13 protein-coding genes are annotated in these 18,115 nt (G+C 62.9%); 6 read left to right on the forward strand and 7 right to left on the reverse strand.

From position 1 onward, the window contains the following. Nucleotides 1-27 precede the first annotated feature (27 nt). Nucleotides 28-1,989: an AMP-binding protein gene (locus JOD78_RS04470; protein WP_204726492.1), complete on the reverse strand. Its 1,962-nt coding sequence runs from the start codon at nucleotides 1,987-1,989 to the stop codon at nucleotides 28-30. A 268-nt stretch (nucleotides 1,990-2,257) separates the two neighbouring features. On the opposite strand from JOD78_RS04470, the gene JOD78_RS04475 reads away from it, so the two are divergent. Then, a complete protein-coding gene (locus JOD78_RS04475; RefSeq protein WP_121045664.1) occupies nucleotides 2,258-2,935 on the forward strand; it encodes a Crp/Fnr family transcriptional regulator in 678 nt (225 codons plus the stop codon). An 81-nt stretch (nucleotides 2,936-3,016) separates the two neighbouring features. On the opposite strand, the gene JOD78_RS04480 is transcribed toward JOD78_RS04475, so the two are convergent. From JOD78_RS04480 to JOD78_RS04495, 4 genes are all read right to left on the reverse strand, one after another. Next, entirely contained in the window at nucleotides 3,017-3,478 is a 462-nt protein-coding gene (locus JOD78_RS04480; RefSeq protein ID WP_121045665.1) for a response regulator, read from the reverse strand. 292 nt (nucleotides 3,479-3,770) lie between these two features. Beyond that, nucleotides 3,771-4,421: a response regulator transcription factor gene (locus JOD78_RS04485; protein WP_008329401.1), complete on the reverse strand. Its 651-nt coding sequence runs from the start codon at nucleotides 4,419-4,421 to the stop codon at nucleotides 3,771-3,773. Continuing rightward, nucleotides 4,422-5,885, reverse strand: a complete 1,464-nt coding sequence (locus JOD78_RS04490; protein ID WP_034334328.1) for an ATP-binding protein — start codon at nucleotides 5,883-5,885, stop codon at nucleotides 4,422-4,424. It abuts the gene before it with no gap. Nucleotides 5,886-5,923: 38 nt separating this feature from the next. Further along, complete coding sequence (locus JOD78_RS04495) at nucleotides 5,924-7,726, reverse strand: CHASE3 domain-containing protein (RefSeq protein ID WP_209569647.1); 1,803 nt, start codon at nucleotides 7,724-7,726, stop codon at nucleotides 5,924-5,926. A gap of 472 nt (nucleotides 7,727-8,198) precedes the next feature. Between JOD78_RS04495 and JOD78_RS04500 the strand changes: the two genes are divergently transcribed. The 5 genes from JOD78_RS04500 (at nucleotide 8,199) to JOD78_RS04520 (ending at nucleotide 13,195) form a co-directional block, all read left to right on the forward strand. Next, nucleotides 8,199-8,687: a spore coat U domain-containing protein gene (locus JOD78_RS04500; RefSeq protein ID WP_134136502.1), complete on the forward strand. Its 489-nt coding sequence runs from the start codon at nucleotides 8,199-8,201 to the stop codon at nucleotides 8,685-8,687. Nucleotides 8,688-8,977: 290 nt separating this feature from the next. Continuing rightward, nucleotides 8,978-9,670, forward strand: a complete 693-nt coding sequence (locus tag JOD78_RS04505) for a fimbria/pilus periplasmic chaperone (protein WP_121045668.1) — start codon at nucleotides 8,978-8,980, stop codon at nucleotides 9,668-9,670. Further along, the gene (locus tag JOD78_RS04510) at nucleotides 9,667-11,970 is read left to right on the forward strand and encodes a fimbria/pilus outer membrane usher protein (RefSeq protein ID WP_227022721.1); all 2,304 of its coding nucleotides are present in this window, start codon (nucleotides 9,667-9,669) and stop codon (nucleotides 11,968-11,970) included. The genes JOD78_RS04505 and JOD78_RS04510 overlap by 4 nt, the downstream gene beginning before the upstream one ends. Before the next feature lie 26 nt (nucleotides 11,971-11,996). Next, on the forward strand, nucleotides 11,997-12,482 hold the full coding sequence (locus tag JOD78_RS04515; protein WP_121045669.1) for a spore coat U domain-containing protein: 486 nt from the start codon (nucleotides 11,997-11,999) through the stop codon (nucleotides 12,480-12,482). A 212-nt stretch (nucleotides 12,483-12,694) separates the two neighbouring features. After that, a complete protein-coding gene (locus JOD78_RS04520; RefSeq protein WP_039787206.1) occupies nucleotides 12,695-13,195 on the forward strand; it encodes a spore coat U domain-containing protein in 501 nt (166 codons plus the stop codon). A gap of 234 nt (nucleotides 13,196-13,429) precedes the next feature. Here JOD78_RS04520 and JOD78_RS04525 read toward each other — a convergent pair whose 3' ends face one another. Then, entirely contained in the window at nucleotides 13,430-16,012 is a 2,583-nt protein-coding gene (locus tag JOD78_RS04525) for a 2-oxoglutarate dehydrogenase E1 component (RefSeq protein WP_209569645.1), read from the reverse strand. Nucleotides 16,013-16,246: 234 nt separating this feature from the next. Further along, complete coding sequence (locus tag JOD78_RS04530) at nucleotides 16,247-17,890, reverse strand: methyl-accepting chemotaxis protein (protein WP_121045671.1); 1,644 nt, start codon at nucleotides 17,888-17,890, stop codon at nucleotides 16,247-16,249. Nucleotides 17,891-18,115 lie beyond the last annotated feature (225 nt).

The following is an 18,115-nucleotide window of genomic DNA, read 5'->3' on the forward strand; positions in this document are numbered from 1 at the left end:
GGCCGCCGGGACGGGACTGCGTGCTGCTCAGGCGGCGCTTTGCAGCGTCTTGAAGGTCTTGGCGTCGGCAATCCTGAGGTCGGCCGAGATCATGCCCTGGCGGCCATCCTCGAACTTGACCTGGGTCTCGATGTACTGCGACGCATGGCCCGCATAGAGCGCCTCGATCAGGACCGCATACTTGTCCGCGATGAAGCCGCGCCGGACCTTGCGGGTGCGGGTCAGCTCCTCGTCATCTGGATCGAGTTCCTTGTGCAGGATCAGGAAGCGATGGATCTGCGAATCGGCCAACAGCGGATCGGCCACCAGGTCAGCATTGACCTTTTCCACGCATTCACGCACCAGGTCGTAGACCGCCGGATTGGCGGCCAAGTCGGTATAGCCGCTGTAGGGAAGATTGCGGCGCTCGGCCCAGTTGCCCACGGCATCCATGTCGATGTTGATGAAGGCCATGCATTGTTCGCGGCCATTGCCGAAGGTCACCGCTTCCTTGATGAAGGGGAAGAACTTCAGCTTGTTCTCGATGTACTTGGGCGCGAACATGCTGCCGCAGGCCATCTTGCCGACATCCTTGGCGCGGTCGATGATTTTCAGGTGGCCGTCGCTGTCGAAGAAACCTGCATCTCCCGTGTGGAAGTAGCCGTCCTGGTCGATGGCTTCGGCGGTGGCATCGGGCCGCTTGAAATATTCCTTCATCAGGCCCGGAGAGCGCACCAGTACCTCGCCATTGGCATCGATGCGCACTTCCACGCCCTTCATGGGGCGGCCCACGCTATCGAGCTTGACGTCGCCCGAGGGTTGCATGCACACCGTCACGCAGGTCTCGGTCATGCCATAGAGCTGCTTGAGGTTGATGCCCAGCGAACGATAGAAGTCGAACAGGTCCGGCCCGATGGCCTCGCCGCCGGTATAGGCCACGCGCAGGCGCGACATGCCCAGCACGTTCTTCAGCGGTCCATAGACCAGCAGGTCGCCGATGGCGTATTGCAGGCGATCCACCAGCGACACGCCCGGCTTGCCATCGAGGATGCGCATGCCGACCCGGCGCGCCACCTTCATGAAACCATGGAACATCTTGCGCTTGATCCAGCCGGCGTCCTCAATGCGGATCATCACTTGCGTGAGGATGTTTTCGTACACGCGCGGGGGCGCAAAATAATACGTCGGGCCGATCTCGCGCAGGTCCGTCATGACTGTATTGGGCGACTCCGGGCAATTGAGGCAGAAGCCGGCCACGTGCTGCTGGGCGAAGGAGTACAGGAAGTCACCGACCCAGGCCAGCGGCAGATAGCAGAGGATGTCGTCGTTCTCATCCAGATGATCGAACTCCACCAGCGTGGTGGCGGTGGTGATCATCGCGCGGTGCGAGTGGCACACGCCCTTGGGCTTGCCGGTGGTGCCGGAGGTATAGAGGATGATGGCCACGTCATCAGGCGAACCGGCTGCCACTTCCTGCTCGAAGAAACCCGGATGCGCACGCTCGTAAGCGCGGCCCAGTTCCTGCACGCGGGCAAAGGACAGCAGCTCGGGCTGGTGGTAGTTGCGCATGCCGCGTTCGTCGTCATAGATGACGTGGGCGATGCGGGGCAGGTTTTCCTTGATCTCGAAGACCTTGTCGACCTGCTCCTGGTCTTCGGCCATGACGAAGTCGACGTTGGCGTCGGCCAGCACGTAGGCCATGTCGGCCGCAGGCGCATCCTGGTACAGCGGCACCGGCATGCCACCCAGCGCCTGGGCCGCGCTCATGGCCCAGTACAGGCGCGGGCAGTTGTTGCCGATGATGGCCAGGCTCATGCCGCGCTTGAATCCCAGGGCCGCCAGGCCGCAGGCAAAGCTGCGCACCTCGTCGGCCACCTGGCGCCAGGTCGTGGTCTGCCAGATGCCCAGGTCCTTCTCGCGGAAGGCCGCCCGTTCGGGCCGTCGTTGGGCATGCGCCAGCAGCAGCCGCGGAAAGGTCGCGGCTTCCTTGTCTTGTCTCGTCTCCACCATTTCCCACCTTCTTGTGCAGGTTCGAAAGATCCGTTTCCTTCATGGAATGGCATGAGGATACGAACCCGGTGTCGGATCAGTCTGTGCCGCCAGGCTTACGCTGCTCTTACTGCGGCAGTCATTGTGTCGGGCATGCCAGCTGTCCTGTCTCTATGATTGGCCAGACTTTTGCCTGGGCCTTTTTTGCGATGATAGTAGAGGCAGTGGTTGCCAGTGGATGTCATCTCACCGACAATTGACAAAACTTTCGATATTGCGACGCATCATCATGGAGACATCAATTCGACGCATGCTGTCCAAGAGCATCTGGGCGCAGGCGCTGACCGAAGAACAGCTGGCCCGGGTGGAAGCCGAGGTGGTCAGCCGCAAGATCCCGGCCGGGGGCTACGTCTGCCGCAAGGGCGATCCGGTGGCGCACTGGATCGGTGTGCACGAGGGCTTGCTGAAGATGAGCAGCGTCTCGCCCGAAGGCAAGACCGTCTCCTTCGCCGGCATGGCCAATGGCGGCTGGCTGGGCGAAGGCTCGCTGCTCAAGGACGAACCGCGCAGGTATGACGTGGTGGCCCTGCGCGAAAGTGAACTGCTCTACATGCCCAAGGCCACCTATCTCTGGCTGCTGGACAACAGCATTCCCTTCAACCGCTTTCTCGTGACGCAATTGAACGAGCGCCTGGCGCTGTTCATTTCGCTGGTGGAATACGACCGCATGCTGGAGCCGGATGCCCGCGTGGCGCGCTGCCTGGCGGCGCTGTTCAATCCTTATCTGAATCCTGGCATCGGGCTGAACCTGCAGATCTCGCAGGAAGAAGTCGGCAACCTCTCCGGCACCTCGCGCCAGCGCGCCAACCAGGCCCTGCAGGTGCTGGAAAAGGCCGGCCTGCTGAAGGTGGACTACGGCAGCATCACCATCAATGACCTGGAAGGGCTGCGGCAATTTCCGGGATGAAACGCAGCTCCGGTCGGGAACCTGATGACATGAAAAAAGCGCGGCCAGGCCGCGCTTTTTCGTTGGGGTACAGTCGCTCTCTCAGGGCGTGGGCCGGGCGGGCTCATCCCCGCGCGCCGGACGATTGCGGTTGCGCCAGTAAATGCCGGTATCGGCCACCGTGCCCATGAATTCCTTGGGATCCGTGGATTTGACCACGTAGCCATTGGCACCGAGTTCGTAGCTCTGGTTGATGTCGCGCTGGTCGTCGGAAGAAGAGAACATCACCACCGGAATGTGCGAGGTGGCGGCATTGGACTTGATGATCTTGAGGAAATCGTGGCCGCTCATCAGCGGCAGGTTCAGGTCCAGCAGGATCAGGTAGGGATGCAGATCCTTGCGGCTCGCATATTCCCCCTGGAAAAAGAATTCCTCCGCCAGCTCCGCATCGGCAAACCAGGTCAGCTTGTCAGCCAGCTTGCGGCTGCCCAGCGCCAGGCGTGTCAACTCGGCCACTTCCGGGCTGTCGTCGACGAGGATGATGTCATATTGCTCGATATCCATGGATGGATCGCTTTCTTCAATTAATTTCAAGCTGGAACACTTCTTGTCTGGATGACCACATCCCGGCCACCCTGCATCGCGTTGCTGCCGCCTGCCCCGTCCATCCCCGACGCAGCTGCGGGCAGTGCATTTCACTGCTGCCACTGCCCTGCGGCCTGGTTCCAGCCTCGGCGGTCTGCTTGAAACCAGTACCGACGCCGATCTCCGTACTGTCAGGGGATTATTGCACAGGCATTTTCAAAAAAAATCAGAAATTTCCTGAATGTGAAGATCTCTTCACTCAGGTTTTTTGTCACTTGTCCGGCGTGGCAATGCCGGTACGAATCGCATAGCGCACCAGGCCGGGCACGTCGCGGATGTCCAGGCGCTCCATCAGCTGCGCCCGGTGGGTCTCGATGGTCTTGGCGCTGACGTTGAGCTGGTAGGCGATCTCCTTGGTATTGTTGCCTTCGGCAATCAACTGCAGGATTTCGCGCTGGCGCGGGGTGAGCACTTCGACCGGCGTGCCGTTTTGTGCAACACGCTTCATATAGTTATCGAGCGCCTCGCGCGAGATGTGCGAATCCAGGTACTGGCGCCCATGTTTTACTTCATACAGGGCTTTTTCCAGCTCGGTGGCGGCCGAATCCTTGAAGAGATAGCCGTTGGCGCCGGCATTCAAGGCCTGCATGACGTATTCCTCGCTGCCGTACATGGACAGCATCAGGAAGCGGATGGTCGGATACTCGCCCCGCAGGCGGCGCAGCGCTTCCAGGCCGTTCATGCCCTTCATGGCGATGTCCAGCAGCACCAGGTCGGGTTTCAGCTGCGGGATCATCTCGATGACTTCGGCACCGTCGGACGCCTCGCCCACCACCTCCACACCCGGCATGGCGGTCAGCAGTGCCTTGATGCCGCTGCGCACCAGCGCGTGGTCGTCGGCCAGCATGATTCGGGTCAGCATTTACATTCTCCTTACGATGGGGGCGACCGGCAGGTGCATGACGATTTCCGTCCCTGCGCCGGGCGCCGAAGTGATGTCCATGGAACCGCCTACCAGCACCGCCCGCTCTTCCATGTTGAGCAGGCCGAAACTGGTGCCGGAAATGGCATTGCTGCGGGCACGCTCGATGTCAAAACCTTTTCCGTCATCGCGGATGCTCAGGTACACCTGGTCCTGCTGGCGGTCGATCTTGACCCAGATGTTCTGGCACTTGGCATGGCGCAGGATGTTGGTGACGGCTTCCTGCACGATGCGGAAGGCGGTGTTCTCGATGTCGTGGTGCAATTCTTCATCATGCCCGCTGCTCTCGAACCAACCGTTCACGTTGGCCAGCTTGGACTTCTGCTCCACGTAGGAACGCAGCGCGGCAATCAGGCCCAGGTTGTCCAGCTGCGGCGGGCGCAGGTCCAGCGACAGGCTGCGTACCTGGGCCAGCACGGCGGTGACGATGTCGATGCCGTTCTGCAGCGACGGGCCTTCCAGCGAGCCGGTCTTCTTGATGGTTTCCAGATTGATCTTCAGGGCGGTGAGCGACTGCCCGACGTCGTCATGCAAGCCGCGCGCCAGGTGCTGTCGTTCGCGCTCCTGCACCTCGATCACGCGCGAGGAGAGCAGTTGCTGGCGCTGGATCGCCAGTTCCAGTTCGCGCCGTGACTGTTCGCGCTCGGTGACGTCAATGGCCAGGCCGGCCACCATGTCGCCCTTGCCTTCCCCACTGATCGGGAAACGCACCACGTCGAGGATGCGTGCATTGTGGTTGTGGTCGAACACGGTTTCCTGGGTGTGCAGCTCGCACTTTTCTTCCAGCACCTTGCGATCGTACTCACGCGAGGCTTCGGCCCCGCCCGTGGTCATCAGCTCGGCATCGGTCATGCCATCCATGTCGTGCGGGGTCATGCCGTAGAAGGCCGACTGCGCCGGATTGACGTAGCTGTAGCGCAGCTGCGCATCCTTGATCCAGGTCGGCATGGGGGCGGCATTCATGAAGGCATTGAAGCGCGCCTGCATCTCGCGCAGGGCCTGGGCACTGGCGCGCTGCTTGCGCCGCGCCTGGGCGTCGCGCAGCTCGCGGTCAACCGCGTGCGGCAGGCGGGCGATGGCGCTTTTCAGGAAGTAATCCTGAGCCCCCGCCTTCATCACCTCCACTGCCGTCTGCTCGCCGATCACGCCGGAGACGATGATGAAGGGCGTCTGGTCATTGTCGGCCTTGACCAGCTTCAAGGCTTCGACGCCGGAGAACATCGGCATCGAGTAATCCGAGATGACGATGTCCCAGCGCTGCGCCTGCAGCGCCGCCAGCAGGGCCTGTTCGTCATCGACCCGTTCCCAGGTCGGATCGAAGCCGCCGCGCTTGAGCTCACGCACCATCAGCACGGCATCTTCTTCCATGTCTTCGACGAACAGTACGCGTAGCGGAATGCTCATGGGACCTTGTTCTCCTTCGGGCTCACGGTTGAGTCGGTTCAGTTCTCATCGGACGATCGGCGCGCTTCGCCCAGGCTGGGCAGCACGCCCTTGCGCGGCAACGCGAAGTAGAAGCTGGCCCCTTCCCTGGGCTTGCTCTCAGCCCAGACCCGGCCGGTGTGGCGCACCACGATGCGCTGCACCAGTGCCAGGCCAATGCCGGTGCCGGCGTATTCCTCCTGACGATGCAATCGCTGGAAGGTACCGAACAGCTTGTGCGCATAGCGCATGTCGAAGCCGACGCCATTGTCATGGACGCCGTAGACGTATTCGTCAGCATTGGCCTGCATGGTCACGCACACGCGCGGCTGCTCGCTCTTGCTGCTGAACTTGACGGCATTGGACAGCAGGTTTTCCCATACTTGCGCGATCAGCCCGCGATTGGCGACCGCACCTTCCAGACGCGGCACGTCGAAGATCACGCCCGGGTTTTCCTGCTGCAGACCAGCGACCACCTGCGCCACCAGTTCGTCCATCGAGAAGCGCTGCAAGGTCAGTTCACCGGTGGTGGACTTGGCCAGCTTGAGCAGGTCGTTGATCAGGGCATCCATCTTGCGCACGTTGCGGCGGATCACCTGCAGCTGCTCGCGCCCCTTCTCGTCGATGGCGTGGGCGTAGTCCTCTTCGAGGATCATGGCATAGCCGGAGATGGCACGCAGCGGCGCGCGCAAGTCATGCGAGACCGAATAGGAAAAACTCTCCAGCTCCTTGTTCACGTTGTGCAGGTGCTGGGCCTGGCGCTCCAGGTCGGCATTGAGGGCCTCGATCTCTTCCTCGGCGCGCTTGCGTTCGGAGATGTCGTAGATCACGGTGCGGCTGATGAGCTTGCTGTTGTCGCGGCTGGGAATGGCGGTGGCATTGACCAGCGCGGTGAATTCGCTGCCATCGGCGCGGCGGAAGTTGAGGTCGATGCCGCTGATCTCGCGCCTGAGCAAGAACTGGGGTTGCAGCTCGCGCTCGTAGCGCGTGGCGCTGGCCGGGGCCAGCAGGTCGGCCTGGGTCATGCGGCCCACCACCTGTTCGCGCGTGTAGCCCAGCCATTTCAGTTCGGTGTCGTTGATCTTGATGATGCGCTTGTCGGTCTCGTCGACCGAGTGATAGCCGCAGGGCGCGTTGTTGTAGAGATCCTCGATCTCGTCCGAATAGGCTTGTGCGCGCTGCTGGGCCTCGACCCGGCGCGACATTTCCTTGCGCAGCTTGCGATAAACCAGCAGCAGCAAGGCAATGCTGAGCAGGCTGCCGCTGATGACCATGAAAATGGTCAGATTGGCGCTCATGGCCGTGTCATGCGCGCGCGTGGCCAGCAATGCGTTCTCGTTGCCCTTCATCTGCTCAAAGCCGGTGCGGATGCGCTCACCCAGTTCCTTGCCCTCCAGCACGCGGGCGCGGCCCTCTTCCTGGCTCAGTTCCATCAGCTGGCGCGACAGCGTCAGGCGCTGCATCACCAGGTCTTCGGTCTGACTGAGCAAAACAGCCTGCCGCGGGTTGTCGCTCAGCAGGCGGCGCAGATCCTGCAGCAGTGCGTTGACATGACGCACCCCCGTCTCGAAATTGTTGCGGTATTCCTGCTCACCCGAAAGCGCAAAGCCGCGCGAACTGCTGACTGCGTCGCGCAGGGCCGAGTTGGCTTCTTCCAGCTTGTTGAGCACCGTGTAGCTATGCTGCAGCCAGACGGCACGCCGCTCGAAGTCACGCACGCTGTGGTACGAAAAAGCTGCCACGCCCAGTGAGAGCAACAGGGCCAGCAGAAAGAAAATGCCGGTGCTGGCGCGGGCCAGTCCGCTTTGTCTGGTTATCGGCATGGTTCACGTTTCATTGGTCTGCCAGTCACGCTTCCGGCTTGCGAGCCGGTTACCCGACCACCTGCCCGAATGCAGCACGCCTTGAGCAGGCTGCTCGGGTATTCATACTGTGTGTTGCCGGGAACCGCGCATGCACACGCACCTGGATGCGGCGTAGCCATTCCCCCCCGCAGCAGCCCGGCCAACCTGTCTGCGCCAGGGTGGTGAGGGGGCGGCTGAAGTGTCTCCTTGCTGCCTGTCCCGATACCGGAATACGGCCTATCCGATATCAACTGTTTTCTTTCTGTCAGCAAATGGAACCAACATCTTCAAATTCGTGGAAAACGCTGTTGCGCAAATGCGCCATGCGATGCGCATCAAGCCCAGCTATCCGGCATTTTCCTATTGTTTATTCGAATTAATTCTATAATAGATTCCGATATTTACCCGTTTTTTCCGGGCTTGGGCCCGAGCTCTGCCGGCGCGTATTTCGATGAAAAATTCACATTCCCTGCTTCTGGCTGCCGGCCTCCTGAGTTGCATCAATCTGGATGCACTGGCTGTTTCCTCCACCGGCAACCTGGAAATTTCAGCCATCGTCCCCTCACAATGCGCGGTCCAGAGCGCCGCCCTGCCCTTCGGCAGCTATGCAGCCAGCGCCCTGCAGCAGAATGCGCAGATCGGCGTGGCTTGTTCCAACGGCACCAGCTACACCGTGAGCCTGGATGCCGGCACCGGCAGCGGTGCCAACGTCGCCACGCGCAAGCTGAGCACTGCCGATGGCCTCAATACCCTCAACTACGGCCTGTATCAGGATGCTGCGCGCACCCGTTCCTGGGGCAACAGCACTGGCAGCGATACAGTGGCCGGGGTGGGCAACGGCAGCAACCAGAACATCCCGGTCTACGGCTACATCCCGGGTGGCCAGACCGCCCGTGCGGGCAGCTACAGCGACGTGGTGGCCATCACCCTGTCCTATTGATTCGGAGAACGCCGGCGCAGCGCCGGCAGGCCAACACAATGGCGCGGACTCCTCACGGAGACGCGCCATTTTTCTTGCCCGCACCGCTGTCGCTGGCGCCACCAAGTTACTGATGAGCAAATTTTTTGTTGATTGTTGATCACATTCTGTGGCTGGCTTGCAACTTTCTTCACACTTTTTGACCAGTTCCGTTTTAATCTAGCAAAAAACTGACAACGATCTGACAACCAGAGTGGAGATGTCGCAGCGTGACGAGATCAGCATCCATAGGGGGGCAGCTGGTGCGCGTAATGGCGCTGGCTTGCCTGGCAAGTGCGGGGGGATGGCAGGCGGCCCACGCGTCCAATTTCGAGATCGCTCCGGTGGTGCTGGAGCTGTCGTCCTCGCGCACGGCCGGCGTGATCAAGATCGTCAACAACGACAATCACAATGTCTCCCTGCAACTGCGCGCCTATGACTGGCAGCAGGCCGACAGCAAGGATGAGCTGCAACCCACGCAGAACCTGATCCTCAGTCCCCCCGTATTCAATCTGGCCCCCGGTGCCTCGCAAGTGATCCGGGTGGTGGCCAAACAGCCTGCCGCGCCGACCGAGATCGCCTATCGCCTGCTGATCGATGAAATCCCCGCCGCCACCGAGGGAGCCACCATCAATTTCAAATTCCGCATTTCCATGCCGGTGTTCATCGCACCGTCCACCGCGCCCAAGGCCCAGCTGGAGTATCAGCTGCGCGCCGGCAAGCCCTTGCGCCTGCTGGTCGAAAACAGCGGCAACCGCCGCGCACGCCTGCTGGACCTGGCGCTGACGCTGCCCAATGGCAAGAAACTGAGCGCGCCGGGCGGGGGCAATCCCTACACCCTGGCCGGCATCACCCGGCAATACCTGATCGAGAGCGACACCCCGCTTGCCGTGGGCAGCCGAGTCAAGCTGACTGCCAACAGCGATGCCGGGCCGATTGATGCCGAACTCACCGTGGCACCTTGATTCGCACGGCACGCTGGTTTGCTTCCCTCCTCCTGGCCGGGTGCCTGGCCATGGTGGCGCTGGCGCGGGCTGCCGAGCCGGGTGACGAGATCCTGTTGCTGGAGGTTTCCATCAACGGACGCAACACCAGCCTGGTAGCGCAGTTCACGCGCCGCCAGCAGGCACTGTATGCCACGGCATCGGAACTGCGCAGCCTCAAGCTGCGCGTCGATGGCGCGGATGAGGAGCTGATCGCCCTGCGCGCCCTCACGACGGCAGTCGACCTCGACGAGGCCGGTGCCAAGATCAACCTGATGGTCCCGGCCCGTTTCATGAACACCACTGACATCGACGCCGCCAGCATCGCCAGCAAGGTCCCCCTGTCACCCGGCGGACAGGGGCTGGTGCTGAACTACGACCTGCTGGCGTCCAGCAGCCAGAACCAGCACGCGCTGGGCGGACTGTTCGATGCGCGCTGGTTCTCCGGCAGCAGCGTGTTCAGCTCTACCGGGCTGGGCTATACCGGCAATAGCGGCGGGGTGTCGGCCCGGCTGGAATCGACCTACACCTATTCGGACCCGGCCACGCTCACCCGCTATCGCCTGGGCGATGTCATCAACAGCAGCCTGGCCTGGAGCCGCTCGGTGCGTCTGGGCGGTTTCCAGTACGCATCGGATTTCAACCTGCGGCCGGACCTGGTGCGTTTTCCCACGCCGTCGCTGGGCGGCGAAACGGTAGTCCCTTCGACCGTCGACCTGTTCGTCAACGGCGTGCGCCAGCTCTCGCAGCCGGTGCCGCCCGGTCCCTTCGAGATCCGCCAGCCGCCCATCGCCAGCGGAGCCGGCCAGATCGCCGTGGCGGTGACTGACGAACTGGGGCGGCAGACCTTCCGCACCATCAACTTCTACGCCACCGACCGGCTGCTGAAACCGGGACTGTCGTCCTATTCGGCCGAAGGCGGCTGGGTGCGGCGCAATTACGGTCTGCGCAGCAATGACTATGGACAGTTCGCTCTCTCCGGCACGGCACGCCATGGGATGAGCGACTGGCTCACCCTGGAAGGGCATGCCGAAGCCATGCGCAGTCTCAAGCTGGCCGGCGGCGGCGCGGTCTTCAACCTGGGCAATCGCGCGGTGTTGGCCAGCTCGCTGGCGGCCAGCAGCAGCGAGGGCAATTCCGGCCAGCAAGTCTCGCTGGCCATCGAGCGCAATGCCGATCCGGTCAGCCTGTCGCTGTCGCGCACGCAATCCACGCGGGGCTATCAGGATATCGGTGCGCTGCAGGGGGCCCCGGTCTCGCGCAGCGCCACGCTGGCGACGCTGGGCCTGAACCTGCGTGAATACGGCTCGCTGAGCATGGCCTATGCACGCAGCAAGAGTCCGCTGCTGTTCACCGACCTCGGCACCAGCAATCTGGCAGACAGCGAGACCGTGACGGTGACCTGGTTCAAATCGGTCGGCAACACGTCCAATTTCTATCTCACGGCCTATCGCGACTTTCGCAGCAGCGGCTACGGTGCCACCATCGGGCTGATCATCCCCTTCGGCGGCCGCGACGTGGCCGGGGCCAGCGTGAGCAACAACAACGGCCAGCGCACCAGCACGCTGCAAGCCAGCCGCTCGACGGTGGCCATCGGCGATCTCGGCTGGCAATTGCAGGATACCGAGGGCAGCTATCGGCAGCGCATCGGCCAGCTCAACTACAAGAGCCGCTACGGCAGCGTCAGCGCGGCAGCCTCGCAATCGAACGGTGCCACCAGCCAGCGCCTGGGTGCGCGCGGTGCGCTGGCCTTCATGGATGGCAGCGCCTTCGCCACCGACTGGATCGAGGACAGCTTCGCGGTGGTCAATGCCAGCGGGGTCAAGAATGTCGGCATCTACAACGAAAATCGCTACGCCGGCCGCACCGACGACAACGGCCAGTTGCTGCTGACCGACCTGCGCGCCTATGACGTCAACAAGATCTCGGTGGACGTGCTGGACCTGCCGCTGACCCTGCAACTGGACCAGTCGGACCAATACGTGAAGCCGCGCGACCGCTCCGGTGTGGTGGTGCATTTCAACGCCCGGCGCGCCTCGGACGTAACCATCATCCTCAAGGACGCCGCGGGGGAATTCATCCCGCTCGGCTCCTCCATCCGCGTGCGCGAGAGCGGCCTGCAGGCACCGGTCGGCTATGACGGCGTGAGCTATCTGCAGGAACTGGGGCCGGTCAACACGCTGGACGTACTGCTGCCGTCCGGAGCCCGCTGCCAGGCCATGCTGACGCCGCCGGCACGCAGCGAAGGTGGCATGAGCAATGAAATCGTGACCTGCCGTTGAAGGGCGGCCTGCATCGTGGAGAGCACATGAAGAACACTATCCATTCCGTGTCCCTGGCTGCGCTGGCGCTGCTCATCGCATTGGCCGCTGGTCCGGCGCAGGCCCAGCAACTCTGCTCGGCGGCGTCCAACCCGGTGTCCTTCGGCCTCTACGATCCGCAGTCCAGCAGCAGCCTCGACAACACCGGCAACATCACCGTCACCTGCCAGGCAACCGCCTCGCTGCTGATCGCCTATACCGTCAAGCTCAGTGCCGGCAGCAGCGGTGCCTATGCCCAGCGCAAGATGCTCAGCGGTGCCAACAGCCTCAACTACCAGGCATATCGCGACGCCGCGCACACCTCCGTGTGGGGCGATGGTTCCTCCAGCACCAGTTTCATCAGCGACGGCTACCTGCTTCAGGTCCTCACGCCGGTGAGCAGGACCTACACCGTCTACGGACGCATACCGGGCAGCCAGAACGTCAAGGCTGGCAGCTATCTGGATACGCTGACGGTGCTCATCACCTACTGAGCGGATCCGGCAAAGTGGCTGGAGAACTGCTGATGAGCTTGATAAACGTTCTCGTTGCGATTCAGGTTTTCCCTGACGAAAATTGACAGGGTGATAGGGAATAGCCGGATGCCTGATACGGGCTGCGGAAATTAAAGTATCTCCATACCAACGCTGCACAGGGAAGTTCTTGCAAGGGGCGAGGACGGGGCAGCCAGACCAGGAGAAACAAAATGTTCTTCATCAAGAAAAATCGCATCGTCGCTGCTTCCATCGCTGCTGTCGTGCTGGCTTCCAGCGCACCGGCTTCCTTCGCCGCCACTGCCAGTGGCACGCTGACCATCAGCGCCTCGGTGGTCGCCGCCTGCACCGTGGTCGGTTCGGCCATCGCCTTTGGCGCCTACACCCAGAGCGTGGTCAACCAGTCCGGCACCATCACCGTGCTGTGCACCAACGGCACGGCCTACAACGTTGGTCTGGACGCCGGTACCGGCACCGGTGCCAGCGTGAGCAACCGCAAGATGAGCGCAGCCGGCGGCGGCACCCTGAACTATGCGCTGTACCGCGATTCGGCCCGCAGCAACAACTGGGGTTCGACCATCGGCACCGATACCCTGACCGGCACCGGTTCCGGCCTGACCCAGACCCTGACCGTCTACGGCCAGATCCCGGCGGCCCAGACGCCGCTGGCAGGTTCCTACTCGGATACCGTGACCGTGACGCTGACCTACTGAACTACGGAAGTATTCAAGGATGGAAGGCTGACAGGATGGCCTGACGCGCTTTTGACACAAGGATTGCACTGCAAGCATTGCGCTGCAGCTTGACGATCCTGCAAGACGCGGACTACAACATCAGCTGCGATGCATACCGGGGAAACCGGAGGGGGTGGGCGGTGTACTTCATGATGAAGTACACCGTTTTTTTTCATCCGCCAAGTCGTGGTTTGGCGCGTCGGCCTGATGCGTTCATGCCGGGAATACGGACTGCACCAGCGCCGCCTGCTGGGCATAGTGGCGGGCCTTGGACGCCGTCGGACCGGCATCGGTATCCGGCCGTGTTACGGCTCGCAGACGCACCTGCAACGGCAAGGCCGCTTCGATGGCATCCCGCACGCACAGCCAGGCCCCCTGCTTGCTCTCTTCCTCCTGTACCCAGATCACTTCCTCCAGCTGCGGATAGCTGCGCAAGACAGCACCCAGCCTGTCTTCGGGGAAGGGATGCAACTGCTCCACGGTCAGCAGGACAGTGCGCGTGTCGCCCGCCTTGCGGCGGCCGTCGGCCAGGTCGTAGCAGACCTTGCCACTGCACAAGACCACCCGCTGCACCTGTGCGGGCGGCGGCGCATCGGCATCCTCCACCAGGGGTTGGAAGTCCCCTTGCAACAGGGCCGACAAGGGCGACTGCGAACGCACTTCGCCATGCAGCATCGATTTGGGCGTGAAGACCACCAGCGGACGGTCGCCCTGCAGTGCCTGCTGACGCAGCAGGTGGAACCACTGCGCCGAACTGGACGGATACGCCACGCGCATGTTCTCCTGCGCGCACAGCAGCAGCATGCGGCTGAGGTAGCCGGTCGAGTGCTCCGGCCCCACGCCTTCATAGCCGTGCGGCAGCAACACGGTCAGCGCGGAGGGGTAGCCCCATTTGCCGCGACCGGAGGCGATGAACTGGTCGATCATGATCTGGGCACCGTTGACGAAGTCGCCGAACTGGGCCTCCCAGATGACCATCGTACCGGGCCCCGCCTGTACGCTGAATCCATATTCGAAGCCAACCACTGCCTCTTCACTCAGCGGTGAATTGACCACCTCCAGCGCCGTACCGGGCGCAGCCACCTGGCGCAGGGGCCAGAAGGCCTGCTGCACGCCTTGCGCCGCGTCGATCGCATGCCAGACGGCGTGGCGCTGCATGAAGGTGCCACGTTGCACATCCATACCGGAAATGCGCAGCCCCTGCCCTTCCCACAGCAAGGAGGCATAGGCCATGTTTTCGGCGAAATTCCAGCTGCACGCGTGATCGCTGGCGCTGACGCTGTCCTGCCACTGCGCAATCAGTCGCGTGACTGCAGGATGTGCAGCAAAGCCTTCCGGCAAGCGCGTCATGCGTTCCACGAACTGGCGCAGGCGCAGCAGGTCCGGCGCGTCGGGCTTGACGGCCAAGGCGGGTGCCCTCCGTTGCGCCGCCGGGGCGGATGGACGACTGTTGCGGAAGCTTGCGAGCACTTGCTGGCTGCTCACCGCCAGCAGCGTCGCGCCGTCGTCCGAACCGGGCCACCCGGCCTGGGCATAGAGCTGCGTGACCGGCGGATGCTTGTCGATGAAACCGTGCAGCAGGGGCTGGGTCACGGTCGCCGTATCCTGTTCCGCATGCCCCCAGCGACGATAGCCGACCAGATCGATCACCACATCGGCGCCAAACTGCATGCGATAGTCGAAAGCGATCCGCGCGGCACGCAGTACCGCCTCCGGCTGGTCGGCGTTGACGTGCAGCACTGGCGCGCCGACGATGCGGGCGATGTCGGTGCAGTAGCCATGATTGAGGGGATCAAGCGGATTGGGCGTGGTGAAGCCGATCTGGTTGTTGACGATCACGTGGACCGTGCCGCCCACGCTGTAACCCGGATGCAGGGACAGCTTGAGCGACTCCATCACCACGCCCTGGCCGCAGAAGGCAGCATCGCCATGGATCACCACCGAGGCCGGCATGGGTGATTGCGGATGCGCACTGCGGTAGCCGCGCACCATGCCCAGCAGCACCGGATAGGCGCTTTCCAGATGGGAGGGATTGTGCGCCATGAACAGGCCCAGCTGACCATGGGCGGTGGTGCGCACGGTCTCGGCCCCCAGATGGTAAGGCAGATCCACTGCGCCGGCTGCTGCTGCGGTCGTGCTCGTCGCGTCGAAATACGCCACGATATCGGCCGCCGGCATCTGCATCAGGTTCACCAGCAGGTTGAGACGGCCGCGATGCGGCATGGCCAGGAACAATTGCTCCAGCTGATAGAAACTGCTGCGCTCGGCCAGCGCATCCATCAGTACCAGCAGCGCTTCGCAGCCTTCCAGCGAAAAGCGCTTGGCGTGCGGATAATCTTGCTGCAGGTAGTGCTCCCACTGTTCGGCGGCAGCCAGCCGGGCCAGGATGGCGGCGCGCTCGGCAGTTGCAGGATCGGCCCCCGGGTCGCGCGCGGCCAGGCGTGCAAACAGCCACTGGCGGCGGGACTCATCACGTACGCCACTGGCATCGAGGCCGAGCGGGCCGCAATACAGCCGACTCAGAAAATGCGTCAATTCCTTCACATTGGTGAGGCCGAGCCCCTCCAGAAAGCGGTGCTGGCCCAGCGCCAGGTCCTCATCCTTCAGATCGTGGTGTTGGGGCAGCAAGGCAGGGATCTCGGGCACCGAGAGCGTGCCCAGAGGATCGATGTCAGCGATCCGGTAGCCCTCATGGCGATAGGCCTCGATGAAGGATTGTATGCGGGCGTGGGCCAGGGCCTGGCGCGCATCGGACGTCTGCTCGGTGCTGCCGGCGGGGGAATGGTGGAGCGTCATGGCTAACCTTTCGGGGCTGGGTCGGGGGCGGACTGCGTGCAGCGCCCTGAGCAGCGGCGACGCACGCAACGGACGTGTCCGCTCCTGCCAGCCGGCTGCCAGGCCTTTTCAGGCCGGGTGCGGCAGCAGCGTGCAGGGGGACACTTTGTTGTTGTCGCGCCCGGCGTGACGAAGCGGGCGCGGTCTCCTCGCAGATACCGGTTCAGGCGGCAGGCACGCCGCCCGGGTGAAGCATCAGCCCTGGATCAGCGACAGCTCGGGCTGGATGACCTTTTCGCGCGGACCTTTGCGCGGGGAAGCGGCATGGCCGCCAGCCTGGCCGTTGGCCAGCAACTCGCTGAGCCGGAAGCGGCCCATCAGCGCCGACAGCTGCTCGGCCTGGGATTGCAGTGCCTGGGAAGCGGCCGCATTCTGTTCCACCAGGGCCGAGTTTTCCTGGGTCATCTGGTCCATCTGGCTGATGGCCTGGTTGATCTGCTCGATGCCCTCGCTTTGCTCCTTGCTGGAGGCGCTGATATCGGTGATGAGGTCGGTGGCGTGCTTGATGCTGGCGATGACTTCATCGATGGTGGCGACGGTCTGCTCGACGATGCTGCTGCCGGCCTTCACATGACCGACCGAGCCTTCGATGAGCGACTTGATTTCCTTGGCGGCCACGGCACTGCGCTGAGCCAGGCCGCGCACTTCGCTGGCCACCACCGCAAAGCCACGTCCGTGCTCGCCGGCGCGGGCCGCTTCCACGGCCGCGTTCAGCGCCAGCAGGTTGGTCTGGAAGGCGATGCCATCGATGACCGTGATGATGTCGGCGATCTTGCCGGAGGAGGTGCTGATGGCGGTCATGATGTTGACCACCTGCTCCACCGAGGCACCACCGCGTACCGCGACATCCGAGGCGGAGACTGCCAGTTCGCTGGCCTGGCGAGCATTGTCGGCATTCTGGCGCACGGCCGAGGTCAGCTGCTCCATGGCGGAAGCGGTTTCTTCCAGCGAGCTGGCCTGCTGTTCGGTGCGATCCGACAGGCTCAGGTTGCCTTGCGCCAGTTCGCGCGCGGCCATGTCGATGGCGGAGGTGCCATTGCGCACGTTGGAGACGGTATCGTGCAGGTTATCGCTCATGTGCTGCAGCGCCTGCAGCAGGCGGCTGATCTCGTCCTTGCCGGCAGCGTTGAGGCGATAGGACAGGTCGCCCTGGGCCACCGCTTCGGCCAGCACCACGGCGTGGCGCACGGGGGCGGTGATGGAGCGCGTGATGAGCACGCCAATCACCGACGCCAGTACCACGGCCACGGCGGCCAGCACGATCATCTGGATCACGGCCAGGTGGCCGTCCTCGGCGACCTGGCGGGAATCTTCGACCATTTCCTGGGCCAGCGAATTGACCATCTTGTCGACCATGACGAAGTACTCCGTCTGCAGGCGCGCCAGATCGCCCTGGAAGAGCGTGGTCGCCTCGGCGCGTTCGCCGGTCTTCATCAATTCGAAGAACTTGCGCACGGCCACGCCGTAGGCCGAGCGGGCGGTAGTCTGCTCGGCGTAGAGCGCTTTGGTCTTGTCGGAATCGAGCATGCCTTCGAGCTGCTTGTAGGCCTCGGTGTTGGCCTTTCGCAGGCCGTCGTATTCACCCATGTACTTCGCCGAAGCCTCGGGCGTGGTCGCCAGCAGGATGTTGGACAGCACCGCATTGGCCTTGTAGCCATTGTTCTTGATCTGGTTGCTCAAGGCGATGAGCTGGTACTTCTCGTTGACGATGCTGTTGATTTCAGCGTTGTTGGAAGACTGGTTCCTGACACCGACCATGGCCGTCACCATGATCAGCAGCAAGACTACTGCAAAAGCGCCGCCCAGGCGGACGCCAATGTTGAAATTGGCGAGCTTCATCGCTACCCCCTTGTTTGTCCCATTTGATGCCCACGTGCAGGCCCTGGCTGGACGACTTTGTCCCGAGTCGTCGCTGATTGCCCTGCGTGCCCATGACACTGCACCACTTTGCGAATCCGCAATGCGTCTCTTGGGTTCTCTTCACATCTTTGGGGAGCGGCTTGTGCCCTTCTTCCTCGGCCTGCTTGCAGGGGCCGGGTTCCCTCAAAAACATTGTTTGCCCCG

Source organism: Herbaspirillum sp. 1130 (assembly GCF_017833835.1).
In the GTDB taxonomy this organism is placed as follows: Bacteria; Pseudomonadota; Gammaproteobacteria; order Burkholderiales; family Burkholderiaceae_D; genus Herbaspirillum; species Herbaspirillum huttiense.